General features: G+C 71.5%; 16 protein-coding genes. 14 read left to right on the top strand and 2 right to left on the bottom strand.

From position 1 onward, the window contains the following. The first annotated feature begins 9 nt into the window (after positions 1-9). From ACODT0_RS30060 to ACODT0_RS30045, 4 genes are all read left to right on the top strand, one after another. The gene (locus tag ACODT0_RS30060; RefSeq protein ID WP_261212761.1) at positions 10-1,824 is read left to right on the top strand and encodes an ABC transporter ATP-binding protein; all 1,815 of its coding nucleotides are present in this window, start codon (positions 10-12) and stop codon (positions 1,822-1,824) included. A 48-nt stretch (positions 1,825-1,872) separates the two neighbouring features. Beyond that, a complete protein-coding gene (locus ACODT0_RS30055; protein WP_057596511.1) occupies positions 1,873-2,931 on the top strand; it encodes a LacI family DNA-binding transcriptional regulator in 1,059 nt (352 codons plus the stop codon). Positions 2,932-3,076: 145 nt separating this feature from the next. Continuing rightward, positions 3,077-3,928, top strand: a complete 852-nt coding sequence (locus tag ACODT0_RS30050) for an SDR family NAD(P)-dependent oxidoreductase (protein WP_261212764.1) — start codon at positions 3,077-3,079, stop codon at positions 3,926-3,928. 25 nt (positions 3,929-3,953) lie between these two features. Beyond that, on the top strand, positions 3,954-4,517 hold the full coding sequence (locus tag ACODT0_RS30045; RefSeq protein ID WP_479670043.1) for a carboxymuconolactone decarboxylase family protein: 564 nt from the start codon (positions 3,954-3,956) through the stop codon (positions 4,515-4,517). A 6-nt stretch (positions 4,518-4,523) separates the two neighbouring features. On the opposite strand, the gene ACODT0_RS30040 is transcribed toward ACODT0_RS30045, so the two are convergent. Further along, positions 4,524-5,777 (bottom strand): TetR/AcrR family transcriptional regulator, encoded by a 1,254-nt coding sequence (locus ACODT0_RS30040; protein WP_261212766.1) that lies wholly within the window; start codon positions 5,775-5,777, stop codon positions 4,524-4,526. A gap of 258 nt (positions 5,778-6,035) precedes the next feature. Here ACODT0_RS30040 and ACODT0_RS30035 point away from each other — a divergent pair, with 258 nt between their 5' ends. The 5 genes from ACODT0_RS30035 to ACODT0_RS30015 are packed head-to-tail and all read left to right on the top strand — an operon-like array spanning position 6,036 to position 11,529. Then, a complete protein-coding gene (locus ACODT0_RS30035; protein ID WP_489042957.1) occupies positions 6,036-7,268 on the top strand; it encodes an acyl-CoA dehydrogenase family protein in 1,233 nt (410 codons plus the stop codon). A gap of 23 nt (positions 7,269-7,291) precedes the next feature. Continuing rightward, entirely contained in the window at positions 7,292-8,056 is a 765-nt protein-coding gene (locus tag ACODT0_RS30030) for an SDR family NAD(P)-dependent oxidoreductase (protein WP_057596516.1), read from the top strand. 11 nt (positions 8,057-8,067) lie between these two features. Continuing rightward, entirely contained in the window at positions 8,068-9,270 is a 1,203-nt protein-coding gene (locus tag ACODT0_RS30025; RefSeq protein ID WP_489042956.1) for an acyl-CoA dehydrogenase family protein, read from the top strand. Between the two features lie 40 nt (positions 9,271-9,310). Continuing rightward, positions 9,311-10,438 (top strand): acyl-CoA dehydrogenase family protein, encoded by a 1,128-nt coding sequence (locus ACODT0_RS30020; RefSeq protein WP_479670045.1) that lies wholly within the window; start codon positions 9,311-9,313, stop codon positions 10,436-10,438. Between the two features lie 14 nt (positions 10,439-10,452). Further along, positions 10,453-11,529, top strand: a complete 1,077-nt coding sequence (locus ACODT0_RS30015; protein WP_489042955.1) for a phosphotransferase — start codon at positions 10,453-10,455, stop codon at positions 11,527-11,529. A gap of 25 nt (positions 11,530-11,554) precedes the next feature. On the opposite strand, the gene ACODT0_RS30010 is transcribed toward ACODT0_RS30015, so the two are convergent. Then, positions 11,555-13,237: a long-chain fatty acid--CoA ligase gene (locus tag ACODT0_RS30010; protein ID WP_261212776.1), complete on the bottom strand. Its 1,683-nt coding sequence runs from the start codon at positions 13,235-13,237 to the stop codon at positions 11,555-11,557. A gap of 313 nt (positions 13,238-13,550) precedes the next feature. Here ACODT0_RS30010 and ACODT0_RS30005 point away from each other — a divergent pair, with 313 nt between their 5' ends. Genes ACODT0_RS30005 through ACODT0_RS29985 form a run of 5 tightly spaced genes read left to right on the top strand, consistent with a single transcriptional unit; the run spans position 13,551 to position 18,960 of the window. Further along, entirely contained in the window at positions 13,551-14,540 is a 990-nt protein-coding gene (locus ACODT0_RS30005) for an ABC transporter permease (RefSeq protein ID WP_489042954.1), read from the top strand. After that, complete coding sequence (locus tag ACODT0_RS30000) at positions 14,530-15,414, top strand: ABC transporter permease (protein WP_422096746.1); 885 nt, start codon at positions 14,530-14,532, stop codon at positions 15,412-15,414. Before ACODT0_RS30005 ends, ACODT0_RS30000 begins: the two co-directional genes overlap by 11 nt. Next, positions 15,411-16,400, top strand: coding sequence for an ABC transporter ATP-binding protein (locus ACODT0_RS29995; RefSeq protein ID WP_489042953.1), 990 nt, complete (start codon positions 15,411-15,413; stop codon positions 16,398-16,400). Before ACODT0_RS30000 ends, ACODT0_RS29995 begins: the two co-directional genes overlap by 4 nt. Next, positions 16,397-17,428, top strand: a complete 1,032-nt coding sequence (locus tag ACODT0_RS29990; protein ID WP_489042952.1) for an oligopeptide/dipeptide ABC transporter ATP-binding protein — start codon at positions 16,397-16,399, stop codon at positions 17,426-17,428. The genes ACODT0_RS29995 and ACODT0_RS29990 overlap by 4 nt, the downstream gene beginning before the upstream one ends. Then, positions 17,425-18,960: an ABC transporter substrate-binding protein gene (locus tag ACODT0_RS29985; RefSeq protein ID WP_296725255.1), complete on the top strand. Its 1,536-nt coding sequence runs from the start codon at positions 17,425-17,427 to the stop codon at positions 18,958-18,960. Before ACODT0_RS29990 ends, ACODT0_RS29985 begins: the two co-directional genes overlap by 4 nt. Positions 18,961-18,970 lie beyond the last annotated feature (10 nt).

The following is an 18,970-nucleotide window of genomic DNA, read 5'->3' as shown; positions in this document are numbered from 1 at the left end:
ACTGCCCCCATGCAATCCACGAGCACCCGGCCCGGCAGCGCCATCCGCGAACTCTATGCAGCCCTGTGGCATTTCGCCGCCGGCGCGCGCGCCCAGCTGCTGGGCGCCACCGCGCTGCTGGCCAGCTCGCAGCTGATCCGCCTCACCCTGCCCTATCTCGCGGGCCAGGCCATCAATGCGCTGCAGCGCGGCGACTTCGGTGGCGCCGGCCGCTGGATCGCCACGCTGGCCGGCGTCTACGTGGGCGCCTGGGCGCTGCACGGGCCGGGCCGCATCCTCGAGCGCAACGTGGGCGTGAAGGTGCGCGAGACCCTGGCCGACCAGCTCTATGCGCGCATCGCCGCCGCGCCGCTGGCCTGGCACGACGGCCACCACTCGGGCGAGCTGCAGCACCGGGTGCACCAGGCCAGCCGCGCGCTGTCGGACTTCGCGCAGAACCAGTTCATCTGGCTCACCAACGTCGTCAACTTCGTCGGGCCGCTGGTGGCGCTGGCGCTGCTGTCGCGCATCAGCGGCGCCACCGCGCTCGCGGGCTACGTGCTGATCGCGGTCGTGATCCTGCGCATCGACCGCGCGCTGATGCGGCTGGCGCGCACCGAGAACGACGCCGACCGCCGCTACGTGGCGGCGCTGCTCGACTTCCTCGGCAATGCCTCGACCGTGATCGGCCTGCGGTTGCAGGGCGCCTCGCGGCTGCTGTTGCGCCGGCGCATGCGCGCGGTGTCCGAGCCGCTGAAGCGCACCGTGGTGCTCAACGAGGGCAAGTGGTTCGCGGTCGACCTGATGGGCCTGGCGCTGACCTGGGGGCTGGTGGTGATCTACGTCTGGCAGTCGCGCGCGCCGGGCCAGGCGGTGATGCTGGGCGGCGTGTTCATGATCTACCAGTACGCGCAGCAGGCCGCGGGCGTGGTCACCTCGGTGGCGGCCAACTTCAGCTTCTTCGCGCGCATGCACACCGACTACGGCAGCGCGGCGCCGATCTGGGAGGCGCCGAAGGGCGACTCGCTGGCCACGCCGCCCGAGCAGGTGCCCGCGGCCGAACGCATCGATGCCGAGGCCGTCTGGCAGACGCTGGCCATCGATGCGCTGGACTGGAACTACGCGCCGCGCGGCAACGCGCCCGCCCCGACCGTCCCCGGCGAGGAACGCCCGCGCGGCGGCCTGCACGCGGTGTCGCTCGCCTTGCGGCGCGGCGAACGCGTGGCGCTGGTCGGCCCGAGCGGCGGCGGCAAGAGCACCTTGCTGCGCGTGCTCGCGGGCCTCTATGCGCCGCAGGGCGGCACGCTCGCGCTCGACGGCCAGCCCGCCGACTGGACGCAGTTGCGCCGCCTCGCCACGCTGATCCCGCAGGAGACCGAGCTGTTCGAGGCCAGCGTACGCGAGAACCTCGCCTTCGGCCTGCCCTTCGACGACGACGCGCTGCGCGCCGCGCTGCATGCGAGCACTTTCGACGAGGTGCTGGCCGCCACCCACGGCGACCTCGACACGGCGGTGTCGGAGCGTGGCTTCAACCTCTCGGGCGGCCAGCGCCAGCGGCTGTGCCTGGCGCGCGGCGTGCTCGCGGCCCAGGGCAGCTCGCTGCTGCTGCTCGACGAACCCACCAGCGCGCTCGACGCCGCCACCGAGGCACGCGTGCTCGAGCGCATCGCGCAGGCCTTCCCGCGCGCCTGCGTGGTGGCCTCGGTGCACCGGCTGAGCCTGCTCGAGCGCTTCGACGCGGTGGTGCTGATGGAGGCCGGCCGCGTGGTCGACGCCGGTCCGCGCGACGCGGTGTTCGCGCGCCAACCCTTCCTGCAGCGCATGGTGGCGCCCGCGGCGCGCTGAGCCGGCCCCTAGAATCTCGCGCTTTCGGGCACGAGCACCGCACTGCGCATGAACCCCAAGGCCGGCAAGGCAAGCATCAAGGACGTGGCCACCCTCGCGGGCGTGTCGCTGGGCAGCGTCTCGCGCGTGATCAACAAGGTCGAAAACGTGAGCCCCGCGCTGCGCGAGCGCGTGGAGCGCGCGATGCGCGAGCTCGACTGGCGGCTCAACCATGCGGCGCAGACGCTGCGCTCGCGCAGCTCGCACACGGTGGGCTGCATGTTCACCGACGTCGCCAACCCGCTCTACGCCAAGCTCTACCGCACCTTCGAGGCCAAGCTGCGCAAGGCCGGCTACATGGTGCTGCTGGCCAACAGCCTCAACGATCCGCAATGGGAGCTCGAGATCCTCTCGATGTTCCAGAGCCGCCGCATGGACGGCGTGATCATCGCGCCGGGCAACGAGCGCGACCCGGCGGTGCTCGAGGCGGTCGAGAAGCTCGGCATCCCGGCCGTGATCCTCGACCGCGACATGGACGTGGCGCAGGACCAGCTGCTATTCGACCATCCGCGCGGCATGAAGGAGGCCGTGATGCACCTCGCGGGCCTGGGCCATCGCGAGATGGGCCTGGTGGTGGCCGACATGCAGAACCGGCCGATGCGCCGCCGCATCGAGGGTTTCACGGCCGGCCTCGAGGCCAGCGGCCTGGCCGCGCAACCGGGGCACATCGTGCGGCTGCCGACCTCCACCAGCCCCGCCTTCGACGCGGTCACGCAGCTGCTCGAGGGCACGCCGCGCCCGACCGCGCTCGTCACCCTCGGCACCAGCGTGCTGGCCGACGTGCTCAACGCCATCGCCGCGCAGGGCCTGCGCATTCCGCAGGACATCTCTCTGGTCACCATGGGCGACCCCGACTTCGCGCGCAGCCACCGCCCGCCGATCAGCAGCGTGACGGTGAACCTCGACCGCGCGGCCGAGGACGGCGTGAAGATGCTGCTCGAGCGCATGCGCGAGGCGCCCGACGCGCCGCCGCGCCGCGTGCTCGCGCCCACGCAGTTCGTGCTGCGCGGCTCGTGCGGGCCGGTGCCGGCGCCGACGGCCCCGAAGCCGCGCAAGCGCGCGGCCTGACCCGCCCTCCACGCAGTTCGACGCGCCGCCCCTACACCTTTCAATGAAACGATTCACCCTGGGAGAAACACCGTTCTTCGGCACGGGCCTCGCGACTTAAGCTGCGGACCACTCCCTCCATCGTCCCCGGCCTCGTGCCCGCAACGTGAACACCTCCACCGCCCCCACACCCCATGCCGAGGCCGCCAGCAGCAGCCTCGAAGGCCGCGTCGCGATCGTCACCGGCGCCGGCTCGCGCAGCGCCGAGATCGGCAACGGCCGCGCCGCCGCCATCCTGCTCGCGCGCCGCGGCGCGCGCGTGCTGCTGCTCGATGCGCAGCCCGAGTGCGCGCGCGAGACCGAACGCATGATCGCGGCCGAGGGCGGCAGCGCGCTCGCCCTGGGCTGCGACGTCTCGGACGCCGCGCAATGCCGCCAGGCCGTGGCCCATGCGGTCGAGGCCTGGGGCCGGGTCGACATCCTGGTCAACAACGTCGGCATCGGCGGGCCGGCCGGCAACGCGGTCGACCTCGACCTCGAGGCCTGGGACCATGCGCTGCGCGTCAACGTCACCTCGATGATGCTGATGGCGAAGTACGCGATCCCCGAGATGCGCAAGCTGAACCGCGGCGCCATCGTCAACATCGCCTCGGTCGCGGGCCTGATCGGCGGCACGCCGGCCCTGCTCTATCCGACCTCGAAGGGCGCGGTGGTCAACATGACCCGCGCCATGGCCGCGCACCACGGCGTCGAGGGCATCCGCGTCAACTGCGTGGCGCCCGGCATGGTCTACACGCCGATGGTCGCGGGCCGCATGACGCCCGAGGTGCGCGAGCAGCGCCGCAAGCGCTCGCTGCTGCAGACCGAGGGCTCGGGCTGGGACGTGGGCCAGGCCGTGGCCTACCTCGCGAGCGACGAGGCACGCTGGGTCACGGGCGTGATCCTGCCGGTCGACGCCGGCACCACGGCCGGCAACGCGCCCTCGCCCGGCCTGCGGCCCGACACCCGCGCCGCCTGACATCCACCGACCGAGGACCCCGCCCATGCCCCGCGTTCCCCTGCTGCCCGAGCATCCCGAAGACCCCGGCGCCGCCGCGCTGTTCGAGCGCGTGCGCGCGGCGCGCGGGCCGGACTTCCACCTGCCCCATCTCTACCGCGTGCTGGGCACCGCGCCCGAGCTGTTCCGCGGCTGGCTCGACTTCGCATGGCCGCTGCGCCTGAACGCGAAGACGCCGCGGCCGCTGCGCGAGCTGATGATCCTGCGCGGCGCGCAGCTCTCGGGCACCGCCTACGAATGGGCCCATCACCTGCCGATGGCCACCGAAGCCGGCGTGAGCGAGGCGCGGATCGACGCGCTCGCGCACTGGCGCGACAGCGATCTCTTCGATGCCGACGAACGCGCGGTGCTGCAGCTGGCCGAGGAGGTCACGCGCGGCCCCTCGGCCTCGGCGGACACCGTGGCGCAGCTCAAGACCCTCGGCTTCGACGACGCGGCCGTGGTCGAACTGGTGCTGACCGCGAGCTTCTATGTCTGCGTGAGCCGCTTCCTGCAGTCGATGGACGTGGAACTCGAGCCCGGCTACGAGGCGCACCGCGCGCGCATGTGAGCGCCGTCAGGCGGTGGCGGAGGCCTCGCTGAGCAGCCCCATGAAGATCGGCCGCACGTAGAGCTCGACCACCGAGGCCTCGCTCGCGTCGGGCACCCAGCGGTGCAGCTCGGCCGCGCCGTTGATCAGACCCACCACCAACTGCGCCGCGATCGCGGCGTCGAGCGGCCGCACCGATCCGTCGACCAGGCCGTCGACCAGCATCGCCGCCATGCGCTCGATGCGCTGCTGCAGCGTCTTGTGCACGCGCGCGCGGTCGGCCGCCTCGGGCAGCGCGCTGGTCGACGACAGGCGCAGCAGCGGCCCCTCGGCCGAGAGCTGGAAGCGCACCAGCATGCGCGCCGCCAGGCCCGCGCGCTGCCAGCCGCTGTCGCCGGACGCCTCCGCGAGATCGAAGGCCCGGCGGATGACCTGGAAGGTGCGCTCGAAGCAGGCCGAGATCAGGTCCAGCTTGTTGTCGTTGTGGTGATAGAACGAACCCTTGGTGACGTTGAGCCGCGCCGAGATCTTGTCGACCGAGGCGCCGCGGTAGCCCTGCTCGTTGAGCAGCGCGGTGGCCGCGCGCAGGAAGGCATCCATCGCGGCGTTGTCGGTCGGCGCGTGCAGCACGGTCTCCTCGGACAGCGCCGCCGCCTCCTCCCATCGCGCCGCCGGTGCACCCAGCCCGTGCAGCGCGATGTCGGCCACGCGCTCCACCATGCGCGGGTACTGCGCCTCCTCGTAGCGGCCGAACCAGGCCGGCAGCCAGTGCACCAGCGACAGCAGCAGGTGGGTGCGCGCATTGCGCATCTCGCGCGGCCAGTGCGCCGTGGTGTCGTCCTTGAACAGGCCGCGCACGCGGCGGAACATGCCGGTGTAGGCGGTGTGCACGGTCTCGAGCTGCGGGCTCGGCAGCGCGCGCACGTCGCTGAAAGCCACCACCGGCGGATGCTCGCCGAGCGCCACCGCCGCCAGCAGCGCGGCATGGCCCGCCAGGAAGGCACGCACCCGCGCCGCCACCGTGGCCTCGCGCGCCGCGGCCTCGGCGATGCCGTCGAACAGCGCGATGGCGCGCAGGAAGCAGGCCGCGGCCAGGTCTTCCTTCTTGCGGTAGTAGTAGGTGACGCTGTTGGTCACCAGGCCCACGCTGGCCGCGATGCCGGCCAGGGTCGCGCCCTTGACGCCCTGCGCATTGAACTGCGCCGCGGCCGCGTTAAGGATGGCATCGCGCTTTTCCTGGAAACGCGCGGTCTGCGGCTCGCGGGCGGTGACGGCGGTCATGGGGGCAGGCTTCTTCGGCGGCGGGTGGGGCGGTGGGCCGCGATTATGCCGGGCTCCGCCCGGGCACGCCCCAGTCTCGCGAGGACGGGCGCGCATGAATCGAATAATAAGTATGCGGAATTCAAACAGAACCAGCCATACGAGTCACCTATGTTCCACAATTTTAGAATTACCGGTTTGTATGGAAGCGACTCCCCTGCTATCGTCGCCTGGCCCGGCATCCGCCGGATCCGACGAACGAAAAAAGAGGAGACCGTCGTGGACTTCACCCTGTCCGACAAGCAAGTGCACTGGCGCGATCGCGTGATCGCGTTCATGAAGGCGCACGTCTATCCCGCCGTGCCCACCTACATGGCGCAGATGCAGGGCTTCGGCGAGAACCGCTGGCAGGTCGTGCCGATCGTGGAGGAGCTCAAGGCCAAGGCGCGCGAGGCCGGACTGTGGAACCTGTTCCTGCCGCTCGATTCGGTGCCGCGGGACAGCCCCTACAAGGGCGCCGGCCTCACCAATCTGGAGTACGCCGTCTGCGCCGAGGAGATGGGCAAGGTCGGCTTCGCGTCCGAGGTCTTCAACTGCTCGGCGCCCGACACCGGCAACATGGAGGTGCTGATCCGCTACGGCACGGAGGAACACAAGAAGCGCTGGCTGCAGCCGCTGCTCGAGGGCCGGATCCGCTCGGCCTTCCTGATGACCGAGCCCGACGTGGCCTCCTCCGACGCCACCAACATCGAGACCTCGATCCGCCGCGACGGCGACCACTACGTGATCAACGGCCGCAAGTGGTGGTCCTCGGGCGTGGGCGATCCGCGCTGCGAGATCGCCATCGTGATGGGCAAGACCGACCTCGAGGCGCCGCGCCATTCGCAGCAGTCGCAGATCCTGGTGCCGCTGGACACGCCCGGCATCGAGATCGTGCGCATGCTGCCGGTGTTCGGCTTCGACGACGCGCCGCACGGCCATGCCGAGGTGGTGTTCCGCGACGTGCGCGTGCCGGCGGCGAACCTGCTGCTCGGCGAGGGCCGCGGCTTCGAGATCGCGCAGGGCCGGCTCGGCCCGGGGCGCATCCACCACTGCATGCGCTCGATCGGCGGCGCCGAGGTGGCGCTCGAGAAGATGGTGCGCCGGCTGCAGTCGCGCACCGCCTTCGGCAAGCGCATCGCCGACCAGTCGGTGTGGGAGCAGCGCGTGGCCGAGGCCCGCATCGACATCGAGATGACGCGCCTCTTGTGCCTCAAGACGGCCGACCTGATGGACCGCGTGGGCAACAAGGTGGCGCGGCTGGAGATCGCGATGATCAAGGTGGCGGCGCCGCGCACCGCGCTGCGCATCATCGACATGGCGATCCAGGCCCATGGCGCGGCCGGCGTCACCACCGACTTCGGCCTGGCCAAGCAGTACGCCAGCATGCGCACCATGCGGCTGGCCGACGGCCCCGACGAGGTGCACAACCGCTCCATCGCCCGCATGGAGTACGGGCGCTACGCGAACTGACCATTTCGAGGAGACACCAAACCATGTCCTTGTTCTCGCTGGCCGGCAAGGTGGCCATCGTCACGGGTTCCTCGCGCGGCATCGGCCGCGCCATCGCCGAGCGCCTGGCCGAGCACGGCGCGAAGGTCGTGATCTCGTCGCGCAAGCCCGAGCCCTGCGCCGAGGTGCGCGACGCCATCAACGCCGCGCACGGCGCGGGCGCGGCGATCTCGATCCCGGCCAACATCTCGTCGAAGGAGGAGCTGCGCCACCTGGTCGAGGAGACCACGCGCCAGCTCGGGCGCGTCGACATCGTGGTGTGCAACGCCGCCTCGAACCCCTACTACGGCCCGCTGGCCGGCATCGAGGACGACCAGTTCCGCAAGATCCTCGAGAACAACGTGATCGCCAACCACTGGCTGATCAACTTCGCGGCGCCGCAGATGATCGAGCGCAGGGAAGGCTCGATCATCATCGTCTCGTCGATCGGCGGCCTGCGCGGCTCGCCCGTGATCGGCGCCTACAACGTCTCGAAGGCGGCCGACTTCCAGCTCGCGCGCAACCTCGCGGTGGAGTACGGGCCGCACAACGTGCGCGTGAACTGCATCGCGCCGGGCCTGATCAGGACCGACTTCGCGCGCGCGCTCTGGGAAGATCCCGAGAACCTGCGCCGCCGCACCGAGAGCACGCCGCTGCGGCGCATCGGCGACCCCGACGAGATCGCGGGCGCGGCCGTGTTCCTGGCCTCGCGCGCCGGCGCCTTCATGACCGGGCAGAGCCTGGTCATCGACGGCGGCGTGACCTGCTGAGGAAGCGGGCCATGTCCTCGCTCGACGACTTCCGCGCCGAAACCCGCGCCTGGCTCGAAGCCCATTGCCCGCCCGAGATGCGCACGCCCGCGCGCAGCGAGGACGAGGTCTGCTGGGGCGGACGCCATTTCCGCTTCCGGTCCGAGGCGCAGCGCCTGTGGCTCGCGCGCATGGCCGAGCGCGGCTGGACCGTGCCGGCCTGGCCGCGCGACTACGGCGGCGGCGGCCTCGATGCCGCGCAGGCACGCGTGCTGGCCGAGGAGATGCGTTCGCTCGGCTGCCGCGTGCCGCTGCAGAGCTTCGGCATCTGGATGCTCGGCCCGGCGCTGCTGAAGTTCGGCACCGAAGCGCAGAAGCGCGAGCACCTGCCGCGCATCGCGCGCGGCGAGATCCGCTGGTGCCAGGGCTACTCCGAACCCAATGCCGGCTCCGACCTGGCCTCGCTGCAGACGCGCGCCGAGGACCGCGGCGACCACTTCGTCGTCAACGGCCAGAAGATCTGGACCAGCTATGCCGACCAGGCCGACTGGATCTTCTGCCTGGTGCGCACCGACCCCGGCGCGAAGAAGCACACCGGCATCAGCTTCGTGCTGTTCGACATGGCGACGCCGGGCGTGAGCACGCGGCCGATCCGGCTGATCTCGGGCAAGTCGCCGTTCTGCGAGACCTTCTTCGACGACGTGCGGGTCGAGAAGCACAACGTGGTCGGCGAGCTCAACGCCGGCTGGACCGTGGCCAAGTACCTGCTGACGCACGAGCGCGAAATGATCGGCGCCATCGGCGACCGCGCGGCGCCGCGGCCGATGGGCGAGCTGGCGGCGCAGTGGCTCGGGCTCGACGAAGGTGGCCGCCTCGCCGACCCGCTGCTGCGCGCGCGCATCGCGGCCTTCGAGGTCGACGAGGCCGCGTTCCGGCTCGCGATGGCGCGCACCGGCGGCCTGGCTCGCAACGCCGAAGGCGGCGGCGAGCACGGCGTGCATCCGGCCTTCTCGTCGGTGCTGAAGTTCTACGGCGCCGAGCTCAACAAGCGGCGCTTCGAACTGCTGATGGCCGCCGGCGGCAGCGATGCGCTCGAGTGGGACAGCGAACGCTCGCAGCATGGCGCGCACGCGCGGGCCTGGTTGCGCACCAAGGGCAACTCGATCGAGGGCGGCACCAGCGAGGTGCAGCTCAACGTGATCGCCAAGCGCCTGCTCGCGCTGCCCGACGCCTGACCCCTCTCTTCCTTCACCGACACCGCGAGGAACCCCGGCGATGCCGCTCGTCCTGACCGAAGAACAGACCCTGCTGCGCGACAGCGCGCGCGGCTTCATCGCCGAGAACGGCCCCGTCGCGCAGTTGCGCCGGCTGCGCGACGCGAACGACCACGACGGCTTCTGCCGCGAGCTCTGGGCGCGCTTCGCCGGCATGGGCTACACGGGCGTGCTGGTGCCCGAGGCGCACGGCGGCCTGGGCCTCGGCGCGGTCGAGGCCGGCGTGGTGATGGAGGAGATCGGCCGCCAGCTCACGGCCTCGCCCTTCCTCGCCTCGGGCGTGGTCGCGGCCACCGCACTGATGCGCGCGGGCAGCCCGGCGCAGCAGGCCGAATGGCTCGCGGCCATCGCTTCGGGCGAACGCATCGTGGCGCCGGCCTTCGACGAGCGCAGCAAGCACGACCCCGCGTGCATCGAACTGCGCGCGCAGCCCGCGGCCGAGGGCTGGCGTCTCGACGGCGCCAAGTGCTTCGTGGTCGACGGCCATGCGGCCGATGCCTTCGTGGTGTCGGCGCGCGCGCCGCAAGCGCCGGGCCCCAGCCTGTTCCTGGTACCGGCCGATGCCGCCGGCCTCGCGGTCGAGCGCGTGGCGATGGTCGATGCGCGGCCGACGGCGCGGCTGGTCCTCGACGGCGTCGCGCTGCCGGCGGCCGCGCTGCTGGGCGAGGCGCATGGCGCGGCGGCCGCGATCGAGGCCGCGCTCGACGCGGGCCGCGTCGCGGCCGCGGCCGAGCTGCTCGGGCTGGCCGAGGCCGCCTTCGAGCGCACGCTGGCCTACCTCAAGGAACGCCGGCAGTTCGGCCGCGCCATCGGCGAATTCCAGGCGCTGCAGCACCGTGCCGCCCTGCTGTGCACCGAACTCGCGATCACGCGCGCCGCGCTGGTCCATGCCCAGCAGACGCTGGCCGCCGGTGGGGCCGAGGCCGCGGCCGCCGCCTCCATCGCCAAGTCGCGCGCGGGCAGCACCGCCACGCTCGCGGTGCAGGAGGCCGTGCAGATGCATGGCGGCATGGGCATGACCGACGAGTTCGACGCCGGCCTCTACATGAAGCGCGCGCGCGTGCTGCAGGAGCTGTGGGGCGACGCGGACTTCCACGCCGACCGCCTGGCGCGGCTGCGCGGCTACTGAGCGGGAGCGCGACGATGAGCGCATCGCAGGACACCGACAGCTTCACCGGCACGCGCGAGGTCGCGCCGCAGCATGCCTTCGACGTGGCCGCGCTCGCGGCCTTCATGCGCGCGCACGTGGAAGGCTTCGAGGGCGAGCTGGCGGTCGAGCAGTTCAAGGGCGGCCAGTCGAACCCGACCTTCCGCCTGAGCGCGGGCGGACGCCGCTACGTGATGCGGCGCAAGCCGCCGGGCGTGCTCCTGCCCTCGGCCCACGCGGTGGACCGCGAGTACCGCGCGATCTGCGCGCTGGCCGCCACGCCGGTGCCGGTGGCGCGGCCTCTCGCGCTGTGCCAGGACCCGTCGGTGATCGGCACCGACTTCTACCTGATGGACTGCGTCGAGGGCCGCATCCTCTGGGACCCGGCGCTGCCCGGCATGGACCCGGCCGCGCGCGCGGCGCACTACGACGAGCTCAACCGCGTGATCGCCGAGCTGCACCGCGTCGACCCGCTGGCCGTGGGCCTGGCCGACCATGGCAAGCCCGGCCACTACATCGAGCGGCAGGTGGCGCGCTGGACGCGCCAGTACCGCGCCGCCGAGACCGAGACCATCGAGGCGGCCGACCGGCTGATCGAGTGGCTGCCGCGGCACATTCCGGCGGGCGACGAAACGCGCATCGTCCATGGCGACTACCGCATCGACAACGTGATCTTCCATCCGGACGAACCGCGCATCCTCGCGGTGCTCGACTGGGAGCTGTCGACGCTGGGCCATCCGCTGGCGGACTTCGCCTACCACTGCATGAGCTGGCGCATGGGCGGCCACTCGCGCGGCCTCGCGGGCGCGGACCTGGCCGCGCTGGGCATTCCCTCCGAGGCCGAGCACCTGCGGCGCTACCTCGAGCGCAGCGGCCGCGCGCCCGACGCGGTGAGCGCGCGCGACTGGAACTACTACCTCGTGTTCAACATGTTCCGGCTGGTGGGGATCCTGCAGGGGATCATGGCGCGGGCGCTCGCGGGCAATGCCTCGAATGCGAAGGCGCTCGAGGCCGGCCGGCGCGCGCGGCCGCTGGCCGAGCAGGCCTGGGCGATGGCGCGGGCGCTGGACTGAGCCCGGCGCCGCGCCGGCGGCCGCGTCAGGCCGCCGCGGCGCGCGCGTTCTCGCGCTCCTGCAGCTCGCGCCACTGCACCTTGCCCGTGCCCGACTTCGGCAGGCTGGCCACGAACTCCACGATGCGCGGAATCTTGTAGGCCGCCATGTTGGCGTGCGACCAGTCGACGATCTCCTGCGCGCCGATCTTGTCCACGAAGGCCGGGCGCAGCACCAGCAGCGCCTTCACGGTCTCGCCGCGCCGCGCGTCGCTGACCGCGATCACGCAGGCCTCCTGCACCGCCGGATGCTGGTGCAGCAGCGCCTCGACCTCGGCCGGCCAGACCTTGAAGCCGGCCGCGTTGATCATGCGCTTGAGCCGGTCGGTGAAGAAGAAGTAGCCCTCCTCGTCGGTGCGGCCCAGGTCGCCGGTGCGCAGGAAGCGCTGGCCGTCGATCTCGACGAAGGCCTGGCGCGTGGCCTCGGGGTTGTTCCAGTAGCCGCGCATCAGCTGCGGCCCGTGCACCACGATCTCGCCGACCTCGCCGGGCGGCAGCTCGGCCAGCGTCTGCGGATCGACCACGCGCGCGTCGACGTCGAAGATCGGGATGCCCAGGCACTGCGCCTTCGGCGCCTGCGGCGGGTTCATGTGCGTGGCGGCCATGGTCTCCGACATGCCGTAGCCCTCGCCATAGCTCAAGCCCAGCCGCTCGCTCATCTGCTCGGCCACCGCGCGCGGCATCGCCGCGCCGCCGCCGCCGATGCGCCGCAGGCTGCCGAGCTCGTAGTCGTCGAGCCGCGGGTTGGCCATGAAGTCGATCACCATCGCGGTGATCAGCGCCATGCTCGTGACGCCGTAGCGCTGGACGCACCGGGCTGCCGCGTCGCGGTCCCAGCGCGGCAGCAGCACCGTGGTGGCGCCGTTGTAGATGGTGCCGTTGAGCCCGCTCTGCATGCCCGTGACATGGAACATCGGCAACACCGACAGCGTCACCGAGCCCTGGTTGCCCGAATACCAGAGCCCGCCCGAGACGGTGTTGACCATGGTGCTGCGGTGCGTGTGCATGCAGCCCTTGGGCAGGCCGGTGGTGCCCGAGGTGTAGGGCATCACGCAGAGGTCGTCGGGGCCGCCGGCCAGCGGCGCGGGCTCGCGCGCGGCCGCGAGCACGTCCGACCAGGCGACGGCGCCCGCGGCGATGTCGGCCTCGGACAGCGCACGCCGCGGCTCGGCCACGAAATCGGGCACCGGCAGGCTGGTGGGCTCATGCAGGTAGTCGCTGTAGCTGGCCACCACCAGGTGCGCCAGCTCGTGGCCCAGCAGCGGCTGGATGCGCGCCAGCAATTCCTGCGACGCGAACGCGACCTTCGCGCCGCTGTCGCTCGCGCAGTGCCGCAGCTCCTGCGCGAGGTTCATCGGGTTCACCGGCACCACCACCGCGTCGGCGCGCAGGATGGCGTAGTAGGCCAGCATGAACTGCGGGCTGTTCTGCATGTAGAGCAGCACCCGGTCGCCGCGCGCCACGCCGCCGACCTGCTGCAGCCAGGCCGCGATGCGCTCGGTCTCGCGCTGGAAGCGCGCATAGCTCACGGCGTTGTCGTAGAAGACCACGCAAGCCTTGTCCGGGTAGCGCAGCGCCGAGATCTCGAGGTTGCGGTAGAGATGCGTCGCGGGCATCGGGATCGACGGCGCCACGTGCGATGGCAGGTGGGCAAGGTGCCGGTTGGACATCGTCCTCTTTCGTTGGTGGATGGGCGGTTCTGCGCAGCCGTCCTGCTTTCGCTCAGAACATACTGCAACTTCTAATTCTCCAGATCACACCCCATGGACGTCAATTATTTCGCAGGGAAAACACTGAGGAAATTCTCCATTGATCTCGCCAGAAAGCCATACCTATAATTCTTACGACCGGCGTTCACCGCCGGATTCCGCCGACGAAAACACCGCTCGCGCTTTTTTTTTGGCGCCAGCGATGAAACGATTCAGGAGACAAGCCTTGCGCCCCTCAGGCCACGCGCCCCCATGCCCTTCGCCGCGCACTGCGGTGAAACGATTCATCAAGGCCGCGGGCACCGGGAGTGCGGTGCCGGCCCTCGCGCGCCGCGCCGGCCATGTGCTGCTGGTGGTGGCGCTGCTGAGCGTCGCGACCTTCCTGATGCTCGAGCTGCTGCCGGGCAACGTGATCGACGCCATGCTCAGCGACAACGCACGCCCCGAGGAGATCGCGCGGCTGCAGCGCGAGCTCGGCCTCGACCAGCCGATGCACCTGCGCTTCCTCGGCTGGCTCGGCAACGCGCTGCAGGGCGACCTGGGCACCTCGCCGCTGAGCGGCGAAGCGGTGTCGCAGGCGATCGCGCACCGCCTGCCGGTGTCGATCCAGCTGATGCTTCTGGCGCAGTTGATCGCGCTGGCGCTGGCGCTGCCGCTGGGCATCTGGGCCGGCTACCGCGCGGGCGGCACGGCCGACCGCGCGATCTCGAGCGCCGCCTTCGGCGTGCTCGCGGTGCCGCATTTCGTGCTGGGCCTGCTGCTGATCCTGCTGTTCGCGATCTGGCTGCGCTGGTTCCCGGCCACCGGCTACGTGCCTTTCTCGAGCGATCCCCTCGCGAGCCTGCGCTCGCTGGCGCTGCCCGCGCTCACGTTGGCACTGGTCGAGGCGCCGATCTACCTGCGGCTGCTGCGCAGCGACATCGCCAGCACGCTGCGCGAGGAGTTCATCACCGTCGCGCGCGCCAAGGGGCTCCCGGACCTGCAGATCCTGGTGCGGCATGCGCTGCGGCCCTCCTCCTTCAGCCTGATCACGGTGATGGGCATCAACGTCGGCCACCTGATCGGCGGCGCCGTGATCATCGAGACGCTGTTCGCGCTGCCAGGCGTGGGCCGGCTGCTGATCGAGGCCATCACGAAGCGCGACTTCGTCACCCTGCAGGGCGTGGTGCTGTTCATCGGCGTGGCCTTCGTGCTCGTGAACCTGGCGGTCGACGCGGCCTACGCGCTGCTCGACCCTCGCGTGGGAGAGCGCCATGCACGCTGAATCGCTGCCCGCCGCGCCGGCGCAGGCCGCCGTCGCCGTGCCGAAGCGCCGCATCGGGCTGCGCGGCGTGCTGCGCCTGGGCCTGCCCTGCGCCTGGCTGCTGCTGGTGCTGGGCTGCGCCATCGCGGCCGACTGGCTGCCGCTGCCCTCGCCCACCGACATGGACTTCGCGGCCGCCGAGCAGGGCCCGAGCGCGGCCCACCTGCTGGGGGCGGATCTCGATGGCCGCGACATCCTCTCGCGGCTCGCGCATGGCGCGCGGGTGTCGCTCGCCGTGAGCCTGGTCGCGCCGCTGATCGGGCTGGTGTTCGGCTCGGCGCTGGGCCTGCTCGCGGCCTGGTACGGCGGGCCGCTGCGCACCGCGATCCTCGCGCTGCTCGATGCCATGCTGGCCTTTCCGAGCCTGGTGTTCGCGCTCGGCCTCACGGTGGTGCTCGGGCCCTCGGTGCAGAACGTGACGCTGGCGCTCGGCGTGATGTCGATCCCCGCCTTCGCGCGCATCGCGCGCGCCAACGCGCTGCCGCTGATCGGCCGCGAGTTCGTGCTGGCCGCGCGCACCGCGGGCGCGAGCGACCTGCAGATCATGCTGCGCGAGATCCTGCCGAACATGCGCATGTCGCTCCTGACCTACGCGCTCACCATCATGTCGGTGATGATCGTCGCGGAGGGCTCGCTGAGCTTCCTCGGCGTCGGCGTGCCGCCGCCCACGCCGAGCTGGGGCGGCATGATCGCCGAGGGCCGCGAATCGCTGGAGCGCGTGCCGCATGCGAGCCTGATCCCCGCGGCCGCGATGTTCCTCACCGTGCTGAGCCTGAACCTGCTCGGCGACAGCCTGCGGCAGCGCCGCGGCGGCGGGCGCGGAGGTCTGCGATGAACGACACCCTGCTCCAGGTGAGCCGGCTCGGCGTGCGGTTCCAGACCCCGCGCGGCACGCTGCACGCGCTCGACGACGTCTCGCTCGCGGTGGCGCGCTCGCGCACCCTGGCGATCGTCGGCGAATCGGGCTCGGGCAAGTCGGTGCTCTCGCGCTCGATCCTGCGGCTGCTCGGTCCCGCCGCGACGACCTCGCCCGAAGCGCGGATCCTGTTCGACAGCCGCGACCTGCTGCGGCTGGACCGCGCCGGCATGCAGGCGGTGCGCGGGCGGCGCATCGCGATGGTGTTCCAGGACCCGATGACGGCGCTGAACCCGGTGCGACCGATCGGCGTGCAACTCGCCGAGGGCATGCGCCAGCACCTGCGGCTCACGCGCCACGAGGCCGAGGCGCGCGCCGTCGCGCTGCTCGCGCAAGTCGGCATCGGCTCGCCCGAGCGCCGCCTGCGGCAGCTGCCGCACGAGCTCTCGGGCGGTATGCGCCAGCGCGTGGTGATCGCGATGGCGATCGCCTGCGAACCCGAGCTGCTGATCGCCGACGAACCCACCACCGCGCTCGACGTGACGGTGCAGGCCGAGATCCTCGACCTGCTGCGCCGGCTGCAGCGCGAGCACCGCATGACCATGATCCTCGTCACCCACGACCTCGGCGTGGCGGCCGGCCATGCCGACGACATCGCCGTGATGTACGCGGGCCAGGTCGTCGAGCAGGCACCGACCGCCGCGCTCTTCGACGCGCCGCGCATGCCCTACACGCGCGACCTGCTGCGCTCGATCCCGCGGCTCGACGATCCGCCGCATGCCGCGCTGCACACCATCGGCGGCCGGCCGCCCGCCGTGCACTCGCTCGCCGGCGGCTGCCGCTATGCACCGCGCTGCGACCGGCGCAGCGCGCATTGCGAGGCGCTGCGGCCCGCGCTCGAAGCCGTCGATGGGCGCGGCGACCGGGCCTGTCGCTGCTGGCGTCCGCTGGAGCACGCGGCATGAACGGCATCGATCCATCGACGGCACCGGTGCTCGCGGTGCGGGACCTCGAGGTGGTCTATCCGCTGGCCGGCCGGCAGGCCATGCGCGCCGTCGACCGCGTGGGCTTCGAGATCGCGCACGGCGAGACGCTGGCGCTGGTCGGCGAGTCGGGTTGCGGCAAGTCCTCGGTCGCCAAGGCCGTGATGCAGCTCGCGCCGGTGGCCGGCGGCGCGATCGCGCTCGAGGGCCAGCCGCTCGCGCGGCTCGATGCGCGCGCGCTGCAGCGGCTGCGCCGCCGCTTCCAGATGATCTTCCAGGACCCGATCTCCTCGCTGAACCCGCAGCGCACGGTGCGCGAGATCCTCGAATTCCCGCTGCGCGTGAACGGCCTGTTCGATCCGGTCGCGAGCGCCCGGCGCATCCGCGAGACGCTCGAGATCGTGGGCCTGGACAGCGAGAGCGTGCTCGGGCGCTATCCGCACGAGTTCTCGGGCGGCCAGTGCCAGCGCATCTCGATCGCGCGCGCCCTGATCCTCGAGCCGGTGCTGCTGGTGTGCGACGAGCCGGTGTCGGCGCTCGACGTGTCGGTGCGCGCGCAGGTGCTCAACCTGCTCAATGCGCTGCGCGGCCGGCTCGGCCTGAGCATGCTGTTCATCTCGCACGACCTCGCGGTGGTGCGCAACGTGGCCGACCGCGTGGCCGTGATGTTCCTCGGCGCGATCTGCGAGATCGGCCCCGCGCGGGAGGTGCTCGAGCGTCCGGCCCATCCCTACACCGCGGCGTTGCTGAGCGCGGTGCCGCGCGCCGATCCGGGCCTGCAGCCGCGGCGCATCGCGCTGCGCGGCGAGATGCCCTCGCCGATGGCGCTGCCCACGGGCTGCCGCTTCCGCACCCGCTGCCCGGGCGCGCAGGCCGCCTGCGCGGCCGCCGCGCCGCCGCTCGCGCGCCTGCCCGACGGGCGGGAGGTCGCGTGCCACTTTCCGTTCTCGGTGGCGGTGCCGCCGCCCGCCGCTGTCGCCCCCCTGGAACCCGAGGAAATCACCGCATGAAGCACTCCGCTCCCGTCTCCCGCATCGCCGCGCTGTGCGCCGCCGGCCTGCTCGGCACCGCCCTGCTCGTCCCCTGCGCCCACGCGCAGAAGAAGGGCGGCACGCTCACGCTCGGCATGGAGGCCGAGTTCAGCGGCTTCAATGCCGCGAAGGCCAAGATCTTCAACCAGAACACCAGCGCGCCGGCCTCCTCGGTGATGGAGACGCTGTTCGTGTTCGAGGGCAAGCAGATCGTGCCGCGGCTGGGCCTGAGCTTCGCCGAGGCGCCCGACCGCCTGAGCGCGACCGTGAAGCTGCGCCCGAAGGTCAGGTTCCACGACGGCACGCCCTTCGACGCCGACGCGGTGGTGGCGCACTACGCCTGGCTGATGGCACCCGAGAGCGGCATCAACCTGTCGATCATCGCGCCAGTCAAGACGGTGGAGAAGGTCGACGACCTGACGGTGCGCTTCGTGCTGAAGCAGCCGTGGTCGGCGCTGCAGTCGGCGCTGGCGTCGGAGAACCTCGTCAACTTCTTCGGCTCGCCGGCCGCGCTCAAAGCCGATCCCGAGGGCTTCCATCGCAAGCCGGTCGGCACCGGGCCCTTCGTGTTCAAGGAATGGCAGGCCGGCGACCGCATCGTGATGGAGCGCAACCCCGATTACTGGGACCCGAAGCTGCCCTACCTCGACCGGCTGGTCTACCGCGTGCTGCCCGACGGCAACACGCGCTACCAGAGCATCAAGTCGGGCCAGGTCGACATCGGCCGCATGGACACCGCGAACCACGTGCTCGACGCGAAGAAGGACCCGCAGCTCAAGGTGCACGAGTACCAGGGCTCGGGCGCGATCTCGTGGAACTTCAATGCCTCGAAGGAGCCCTTCAACGACCAGCGCGTGCGCGCGGCCGTGGTGCATGCCTTCAACAGCAAGGCGATGCTCGACACCTTCTTCCTCGGCACCACGGTCGCCACCACCGACCTGCTGGGCTCGAACTCGGAATGGCACTGCCCGAAGCTGAACTGGCGCGGCTACGACCTCGCCAAGGCGCGCGCGCTGGTGGCCTCGGTGGGCAAGCCGATCAAGTTCCAGCTGGTGTCGACCAACACGCCCGCGGGCCGGCGCCAGGCCGGCATGGTGCAGCAGTTCGTGAAGGAGGCCGGCATGGAGGCCGAGATCCGGCTGGTCGAGCAGAGCCAGAACGTGCGCGTGGGCCTGAGCGGCGACTACCAGATGGACGTCTGGCGCTTCAGCGACATCGTGGGCGAGCCCGACGTGGCGCTGGCCTATTACTTCGGCGGCGAGAACGGCGCGCCCGTGAGCCGCCACGACACCGCGAAGGTCGACGCGATCCTCGCCAAGGCGCGCGCCGAGACCGACAAGGGCAAGCGCAAGGCCATGTACTGCGAGGTCGCGCAGATCGTGTCGGACGAGGCGTTCCAGCTGATCCCGATCCGCGTCACCTATTACGCGGTGGCGAGCCCCAAGGTCCGGGACGTGCCGCCGATGCTCAACAGCGTGATCCGCACGCGCGCGATCTGGCTCGACCGCTGAGCTGCTCCAT

The organism is Variovorax sp. FG153 (assembly GCF_057809595.1).
This window is presented reverse-complemented; position numbering and strand designations above follow the sequence as displayed.

Coding starts and splice junctions, on each gene's coding strand:
- ACODT0_RS30060 (WP_261212761.1), top strand. CDS start 10: ATGCAATCCACGAGCACCCGGCCCGGCAGCGCCATCCGCGAACTCTAT.
- ACODT0_RS30055 (WP_057596511.1), top strand. CDS start 1,873: ATGAACCCCAAGGCCGGCAAGGCAAGCATCAAGGACGTGGCCACCCTC.
- ACODT0_RS30045 (WP_479670043.1), top strand. CDS start 3,954: ATGCCCCGCGTTCCCCTGCTGCCCGAGCATCCCGAAGACCCCGGCGCC.
- ACODT0_RS30040 (WP_261212766.1), bottom strand. CDS start 5,777: ATGACCGCCGTCACCGCCCGCGAGCCGCAGACCGCGCGTTTCCAGGAA.
- ACODT0_RS30030 (WP_057596516.1), top strand. CDS start 7,292: ATGTCCTTGTTCTCGCTGGCCGGCAAGGTGGCCATCGTCACGGGTTCC.
- ACODT0_RS30025 (WP_489042956.1), top strand. CDS start 8,068: ATGTCCTCGCTCGACGACTTCCGCGCCGAAACCCGCGCCTGGCTCGAA.
- ACODT0_RS30020 (WP_479670045.1), top strand. CDS start 9,311: ATGCCGCTCGTCCTGACCGAAGAACAGACCCTGCTGCGCGACAGCGCG.
- ACODT0_RS30015 (WP_489042955.1), top strand. CDS start 10,453: ATGAGCGCATCGCAGGACACCGACAGCTTCACCGGCACGCGCGAGGTC.
- ACODT0_RS30010 (WP_261212776.1), bottom strand. CDS start 13,237: ATGTCCAACCGGCACCTTGCCCACCTGCCATCGCACGTGGCGCCGTCG.
- ACODT0_RS30000 (WP_422096746.1), top strand. CDS start 14,530: ATGCACGCTGAATCGCTGCCCGCCGCGCCGGCGCAGGCCGCCGTCGCC.
- ACODT0_RS29995 (WP_489042953.1), top strand. CDS start 15,411: ATGAACGACACCCTGCTCCAGGTGAGCCGGCTCGGCGTGCGGTTCCAG.
- ACODT0_RS29990 (WP_489042952.1), top strand. CDS start 16,397: ATGAACGGCATCGATCCATCGACGGCACCGGTGCTCGCGGTGCGGGAC.
- ACODT0_RS29985 (WP_296725255.1), top strand. CDS start 17,425: ATGAAGCACTCCGCTCCCGTCTCCCGCATCGCCGCGCTGTGCGCCGCC.